Origin of the sequence: Rhizobacter sp. SG703, from assembly GCF_012275445.1 — a bacterium.
Lineage (GTDB): Bacteria > Pseudomonadota > Gammaproteobacteria > Burkholderiales > Burkholderiaceae_C > Rhizobacter.
Window position 1 is genome coordinate 276,120 of record NZ_JAAZQK010000001.1, and the last position, 7,264, is coordinate 283,383.

The 7,264-nt window shown below is 72.8% G+C and carries 3 protein-coding genes; 1 reads left to right on the top strand and 2 read right to left on the bottom strand.

Translation table 11 applies throughout. The annotated features are described in order from the left end of the window. The first annotated feature begins 35 nt into the window (after positions 1-35). Positions 36-2,429, top strand: a complete 2,394-nt coding sequence (locus FHT26_RS01160) for a TonB-dependent siderophore receptor (protein WP_168558363.1) — start codon at positions 36-38, stop codon at positions 2,427-2,429. An 11-nt stretch (positions 2,430-2,440) separates the two neighbouring features. On the opposite strand, the gene FHT26_RS01165 is transcribed toward FHT26_RS01160, so the two are convergent. After that, positions 2,441-3,154 carry a YebC/PmpR family DNA-binding transcriptional regulator gene (locus FHT26_RS01165; protein ID WP_168558364.1) on the bottom strand — a complete coding sequence of 238 codons (714 nt, stop codon included), beginning with the start codon at positions 3,152-3,154 and terminating at the stop codon, positions 2,441-2,443. A 61-nt stretch (positions 3,155-3,215) separates the two neighbouring features. Beyond that, entirely contained in the window at positions 3,216-7,262 is a 4,047-nt protein-coding gene (locus tag FHT26_RS01170; protein WP_246867659.1) for an amino acid adenylation domain-containing protein, read from the bottom strand. Between the last annotated feature and the right edge of the window lie 2 nt (positions 7,263-7,264).

Sequence of the window (7,264 nt, forward strand, 5' to 3'; positions counted from 1 at the left end):
TCGTTCATCACGCAACACAACCTCTGGAGTACCCCATGCGTTCCCTGCCCCGCCAACGCCTGCTCGTCGCAGCGCTGGCCGCCGCCTTCAGCGGCCCCTTCGCGCTGCCGCGCGCGCTCGCCCAGGCCGCCGTGCTGGCCGAAGCCGAGTTCGACGTCCAGGTGCCGGCCCAGCCGCTGGATGCCGCGCTGAACGAGCTGTCGCGCCAGACCGGCGTGGCCGTTCTCGCGGCCGGTGACGCCACCAGCGGCAAGACCTCGCGCGCCGTGTCGGGCCGCTTCAGCGCGGCCCAGGCGCTGCAGCAGATGCTCGCCGGCAGCGGCCTCGAAGCCGCCCGCGCGCCGAATGGCGGCTTCGCGGTGCGCCAGGCGTCGGCCGGAGCCGCCGCCGAAACCACCCTCCCCGCCCTCACCGTGCGCGCTCGCGCCGATGCCGATGCCGGCGGCTACGTCGCGCAGCACGCCAGCGTCGGCACCAAGACCGACACGCCGCTGGTCGAGGTGCCGCAGTCGATCTCGGTCATCGGCAGCCAGGAGATCGACGACAAGGGCCAGACGACGCTGACCGATGCGCTCGCGCAGACGCCGGGCGTCACGGTGAACCCCTACGGCTTCGATTCGCGCGGGCTCGACTGGGTGCTGCTGCGCGGCTTCGACGGCTGGTACACCAGCAGCTTCCGCGACGGGCTGGCGCAGAACGTCGGCATCACCTTCCTCGGCGTGCAGACCGAGGTCTACGGGCTGGAGCGCCTCGAGGTGCTGCGCGGCCCGTCGTCGGTGCTGTTCGGCAAGGGCGACGTCGGCGGTGTGGTGAACCGCGTCAGCAAGGTGCCCGGCCCCGACGCCGTGCGCGAGATCGGCGTGCAGACCGGCCGCTACGACCGCAAGCAGGCGATGGCCGACCTGGGCGGCGCGATCGATGCCGAAGGGCAATGGCGCTGGCGCGTCGTCGGCCTGGGCCTGGACACCGGCACGCAGGACCAGTACCCGAACGGCGAGCGCATGACACAGAAGCGCCAGTACCTCGCGCCATCGCTCAAGTGGCAGCCGACGCCGCAGACCTCGCTGACGCTGCAGGCCGAGGTGCTGCGCGACGACGGCTCCGACGACGTGCAGTTCGTCAGCACCGCCGACGACCGGCCGACCACGTTGAAGGAAGGCGACCCGTCCTACAGCCGCATCGAGACCGGCTCGGATGCGATCGGCTGGCAGTTCGCGCACCGCTTCGACAGCGGCTGGCAGCTGCAGCAGAAGGCGCGCTATGCGCACCGCACGTCGGACAAGCACCACATCCAGTCGTTCTACGGCGCCGATCCGAACCTGCTGCTGCGCCAGGCACGGCACGACGTGGAAGCGGTCGACGAGAACAGCATCGACACCTCGGTGCAGGGCAAGGTGGACGGTGGCGGCATCTCGCACACGCTGCTGTTCGGCGTCGACATCGACCGCAGCCGGGCCGAGTGGCAGCGCTGGCAGGCCATGACGACGCCGCTGGACCTGAGCAACCCGGTCTACGGCGTGCCGATCGCCGAGCCCACATCCCAATCGCGCGACAAGCAGGTGATCCTCGAGCAGGTCGGGCTGTATGCGCAGGACCAGGTGCGTCTCGATTCGCACTGGGGCCTGACGGTCGGCGTGCGCCAGGACCGGGTGAAGTCGCGCTACGAGAACCGCCTGGCCGATCCGGCCTTCGGCGAGGTCACCGTCGCCGAGCGCACCGACAACGCGACCACCGGCCGGCTGGGCGTCAGCTACCAGGTCGGCAACGGCTGGGCGCCGTATGCGAGCTATGGCGAGTCGTTCGTGCCGGTGATGGCGGTGGACGAAGGCGTGCTGTTCGACCCGAGCCGGGGCAAGCAGGTCGAGCTCGGTGTCAAGTACATGCCCGAGGGCGAGGCGGTGTCATTCGCCGCGGCGGTGTTCGACCTGGAGAAGACCAACGTCGTGTCCTACGACCCGGTCGACTTCGTGCCGCACGCGATCGGCAAGGTGCGCTCGCGCGGGATCGAGCTCGAAGCCAAGGCGGCACTGACGCCGCAGCTGCGGCTGACCGGCTCGTTCACGGCGCTGGACATGAAGGTGCTGTCCAGCGCGATCGACAGCGAGGTCGGCAACATGCCGATCCTGACGCCGAAGCAGACCGCGTCCGTCTGGCTCGACTACGCACTGGGCGCTGCGGTCGCCCGCGGCGTGAGCATCGGCGGCGGCTTGCGCCATGTCGGCAAGCGCTGGGACAACGGCGCGAACACCGAATCGCAACCGGCCTACACGCTGGCCGATGCCGCGGTGCGCTACGACAACGGCCCGTGGCGCTTCGCGCTGAACGTCAGCAACCTGTTCGACAAGGAGTACCTCGCCGGCCACGCGTACGGCAGCTACTTCCGCGGCAATGAACGCAATGTGCTGCTGACGGCGAAGTACAGGTTCTGATCAGCCGCCGATCAAGCACCGAAGCCGGCGTAGACGTTCTGCACGTCGTCGCCGGCGTCGAGCGCGGTCAGGAAGCTCTCCACTTCCTCCCGCTGCTCGGCCGTCAGGCTCTTCGGGTCGACCGGGTTCTTCGGCTTGTAGCCGAGCTTGGCCGACAGCACCGTGAAGCCCTGGCCTTGCAGCGCGCGGCTCACCAGGTCCAGGTCAGCGGGGTCGGTCAGGAACAGCGTGACGCCGTTCTCGTCGGCCGGCTCGAAGTCCTGCGCGCCGGCCTCGATCGCCGCCAGCTCCGGGTCGGCGCCCGGCGCCGCCGGCTCGGCCTCGATCATGCCGAGGTGGTCGAAATCCCAGGCCACCGAGCCCGAGGTGCCGAGCTGGCCCTTGCGGAACAGCACCCGCATCTCCGATGCCGCGCGGTTCACGTTGTCGGTCAGGCATTCGACCATCACCGGCACGCGGTGCGGCGCGAAGCCCTCGTACAGCGCGTGCTCGAAGTGGACCGTCTCGCCGGTCAGCCCCGCGCCCTTCTTGATCGCGCGGTCCAGCGTGTCTTTCGGCATCGAGACCTTGCGCGCCTGTTCGACCACCAGCCGCAGCCGCGAGTTCGCGGCCGGGTCGGCGCCGTGGCGCGCGGCCACCATGATGTCCTTGGCCAGCTTGCCGAACAACCTGCTCTTGGCACTGGACGCCAGGTCCTTGTGATATGCCTTCCACTGCGCGCCCATGCCGACGTTCCTTGGTTCGATGCCCGGGCGACATGCACCGGGACGACGATTCTAGGGTCGTTCAGCCGTCCAGCTTCTCCAGCGCTTCCCGCAGCGCCGCATGCAGCTGGGGGCGCCGGATGATGTCGAGGTGGCTCGCGCCATCGATCACCCCGGTGGCCGCCACTGGCGCATGCTCCGCCCAGTCGCGCAGGCGGCCGACCGAATCGTTCACCGACGCCGCCGCCTGGAAGACGTGCAGCGGGGTGTCAAGGCGGCCATGCACCTGGCGCGCGCCCTGCGCCCGCTTGTCGACGGTGGCCCACAGCAGGTACTCCGCCGCGTCGTCGCCGTCGCCATCGAGCGGCAAGGTCCGGTCGCCGGCCAGCACCTGCTCGGCCAGGCCGTCGCGCTCGGCATCCTCCAGCCGCGCGAACAGCTCGCGCCACGCCTCGGCCATCGTCGACTTGGCGACCCAGGCGTCGATCTCGCGCCAGGCCAGCGCGCGCTCGTCGACGCCGAGCGGCCGCGACGCGCGCAGCGGCTCGGTCTCGAACACGTCGACCATGCCGATGAACTCGACCGCGACCCGCCCCTGCAGTTGCCGCGCGACCTCGATCGCCAGGTCGCCTCCCGACGACCAGCCGAGCAGCGCACAACGCCGCTGCGCCGCCGTCGCCTCGATGAAGGCGGCGTACTCCGCGGCCAGCGCCTCGACCGCGAAGCCGCGCCAGCGCTGGCGCGTGTAGACATGGCTGACGAAGCCGTGCACCGGCCGCGTCCCCTGCAACGCCTCGGCCAGCGGCAGGAACTCGCGCGAGTTGACGATCATCCCCGGCATGCAGTACAGCGGCACGCCGGTGCCGCCGGCGTGCAGGCAGATCGCATCGTGCTGCTGCGCGAGCCGCTGCTGCAGCCGCCCGGCCAGCGCGCTCACCCGCGTGGCCTGCATCAGGTCCGACAAGGCCAGCCCGGCGCCGCCCGGCACCTGCTTGCGGATGCGAGCGATCAGCTTCAGGCTGAGGATCGAATCGCCGCCGAGCTCGAAGAAGTCGTCGTCGCGGCCGACCGCGTCCGGCCCCAGGCCCAGGACCTCGCCGAACAGGCGCGCCAGGGCCTGCTCGGTGGGCCCGCGCGGCGGATCGATGCGGCGGGCCGGCGCCGATGGCTGCGGCCGCGGCAGCGCGTTGCGGTCGATCTTGCCGTTCGGCGTCAGCGGCATCGCGTCGAGCACGACGACCGCCTCCGGCACCAGCGGGGCCGGCAGGCTGGCCTGCAGCGCGAGCCGCACGGCGGCGGCGTCCAGCGTCGCGCCGGCGCGCGCGACGACGTAGGCCCACAGCACGGCGCTGCCGCTCTCGCCTTCGCCGGCCACCACCGCCGCATCCGCGACGCCGTCGATCGCGCGCAGCTGCGCGTGCAGTTCACCGGGTTCGACCCGGAAGCCGCGGATCTTCAGCTGGTCGTCGTTGCGGCCGAGGAACACCAGCGCGCCGTCGCTGCGCTGGCGCACGCGGTCGCCGGTGCGGTACAGCCGCTCGCCCGCCGACGAGTCGCCGAACGGCGATGCGACGAAGCGGCTCGCAGTCAGCCCCGGCTGCCCGAGGTAGCCGCGCGCGACACCCGGCCCGCCGACGAACAGCTCGCCGGCGATGCCCGGTTGCACCGGCGCCAGCGACTCGTCGAGCACGAACGCGGACATGCCGCCGATCGGCCGGCCGAGCGGCAACGCCGCATCGCCGTCGCCGGCGACGTGCATCAGCATGCCGACGCAGGTCTCCGTCGGCCCGTAGTGGTTGACGATGCGCAGCCCCGGCCGCAGCGCGCGCACGGTGGCCAGCAGCGCGGCATCGGCCGCCTCGCCGCCGAGCACCAGCGTGTGGGCCGGCAGCACGTCGTGCGGCCGCGCGGCGTTCAGCAGCCCCTTCAGGTGGCTCGGCACGATCTTCAGCACGTCGATGCGGTGGCGGGCCATCGCGTCGGCGAACGCATCGGGGTCGAAGGCCGCGGCGCTGTCGAGCATCAGCAGGCTGCCGCCGGAACACAGCGCGCCGAACAGCGCCGTGTGGCCCAGGTCGGCGGCGACGGTCGAGACCATCGCGAAGCGCAGGCCCGCCGGCAGCGGCAGACCATCGGCGTCCGCCAGCCGCGCCAGCATCGCCTGCGCGTAGTTCGCGAGCGCGCCGTGCGAGACGAGCACGCCCTTCGGCGCACCGGTCGAGCCGGAGGTGTAGATCAGGTACGCGGCCTGGTCGGGCAGCAGCACCGGTTCGGGCGCCAACGACGATGGCCCTGACGCCTCGAAGCGCGGCACCATCACGGGCAGCGTGCTCCACGGCACCGGCCCGGCCGCCATCAGCGCGCGCGCACCGCAGTCGCGCACCAACGCCTGCAGGCGCGGCACCGGCAGCGACGGGTCCAGCGGCACGGCCACGGCGCCGGCCTTCATCACCGCCAGCATCGCCAGCACGAACGGGCTGCCGCGTTCCAGCAGCAGCGCCACGCGCGCCTCGGCGCCGATGCCGCGCCGGGCCAGCTGCGCGGCCAGCTGGCGCGCGGCGCGCTGCAGCTGCGCATGGGTGTGCGAGCCCCGCGCGTCGAGCAGGGCCGGCTGCTGCGCATGCCGTTCGGCCTGCGCGGCCCACAACGCCGGAATGCCGTGCCACGGCCATGACGGCGCCTCGCCGTGCAGCACCGACGGGGTGCCGGGCAGCGTGGTCGACGCCAGCGCGCGCTGCGGGTCGGCGGCGACCTGCGCCGCCAGGTGCACGAAGGCGGCCGCCAGCCGGTCGATCGTCGTGCGGTCGAACAGGTCGGTCGCCCAGGCGAGCTGGAAATCCAGGCCGCGGGCGTTTTCCATCAGGTCCAGGCTCAGGTCGAAGTGCACCTCGTCGACCGCGACGGCGTCGATCTCGATCTGCAGGCCGCCACCGGCCGCCAGCTCCGCGGCGCCACCGGTGGCCTGCGACGCGCACTTCACCTGGAACAGCGGGTTCAGCCCGGCGCTGCGCTCGATGCCGAGCGCTTCGACCAGCTGGTCCAGCGGCAGGTGGGCATGCTGCCGCGCGGCCAGCAGCCGCTCGCGCACCTGGCGCAGCAGCGCCGCGAAGCCGGCCTGCGGGTCGACGCGCAGCCGCAGCACCAGCACGTTGGTGAAGTGGCCGACCATGCCGGCCAGCTCGGGCCGGTCGCGGTTCGCCGACGGCACGCCGATGCACAGCTCGCGGTCGCCGCCGTAGCGGTGCAGCAGCAGTGCGAGCAAGGCGAGCGTCAGCATCGCGGGCGACGCGGCATCGCGGCGTGCCAGCGCGAGCAAGGCATCGCCGGTCGCGGGCGGCAGGCCGAAGGCCAGCAGCTCGCCGCGGGCGCTGCGCCGTGCGCCGCGCGGCCGGTCGAGCGGCAGCGTGGTGGTGGGCGGCGCGTCGCGCAGTTCGTCGACCCACCAGGCCCGCTGGCGCGCCAGCTCGCCGGCGGCCAGCCAGCGTTGCTGCCACTGCGCGTGGTCGGCGTACTGCAAGGCGGGCGGCTCGAGCGCCTGCGCCGGGTCGCGCAGCAGCGACGACAACTCCTGCAGCAGCAGCGCCACCGAGCCGCCGTCGGCCGCGATGTGGTGCACGCCGAGCAGCAGCACCAGCGCGCCGTCGGCCTCGCGGTGCAGCGCCGCGCGGAAGACCGGGCCGCGCTCCAGGTCGAAGGGCCGGGCCGCGAAGGCATGCGCGGCGGCATCGGTGCAGGGTCCATGAACCGACCATCCGGATCCCGTCGACACGTCCTCCGTCTCGTCGACGATCTGCACCGCCTGCCCGTCGGCATCGAGACCGATCCGCGTGCGCAGCACCGCATGCCGCTGCACCAGCCGGCGCACCGCCGCCTGCACCTCGTCGGCGCAGCAGCCGCCGCGGATGCGCAGGCGCCCGGCCAGGTTGTAGGCCGGCGATTGCGGTGCGCGCTGCCAGGCCAGCCACAGCGCGCGCTGCGCCGGGGCCAGCGGCGCCGGCGTGCCGGGCTCGCGGGCGATCGGCGGCAGCGCGTCGAAGCCGATGCCTTCGGCGCGCAGGCGCTCGAGGAAGGCCGCGCGCTTGCCCTGCGGCAACTGCGCGAAGCGGCGCGACAGCGAAGCCAGTTCCATCG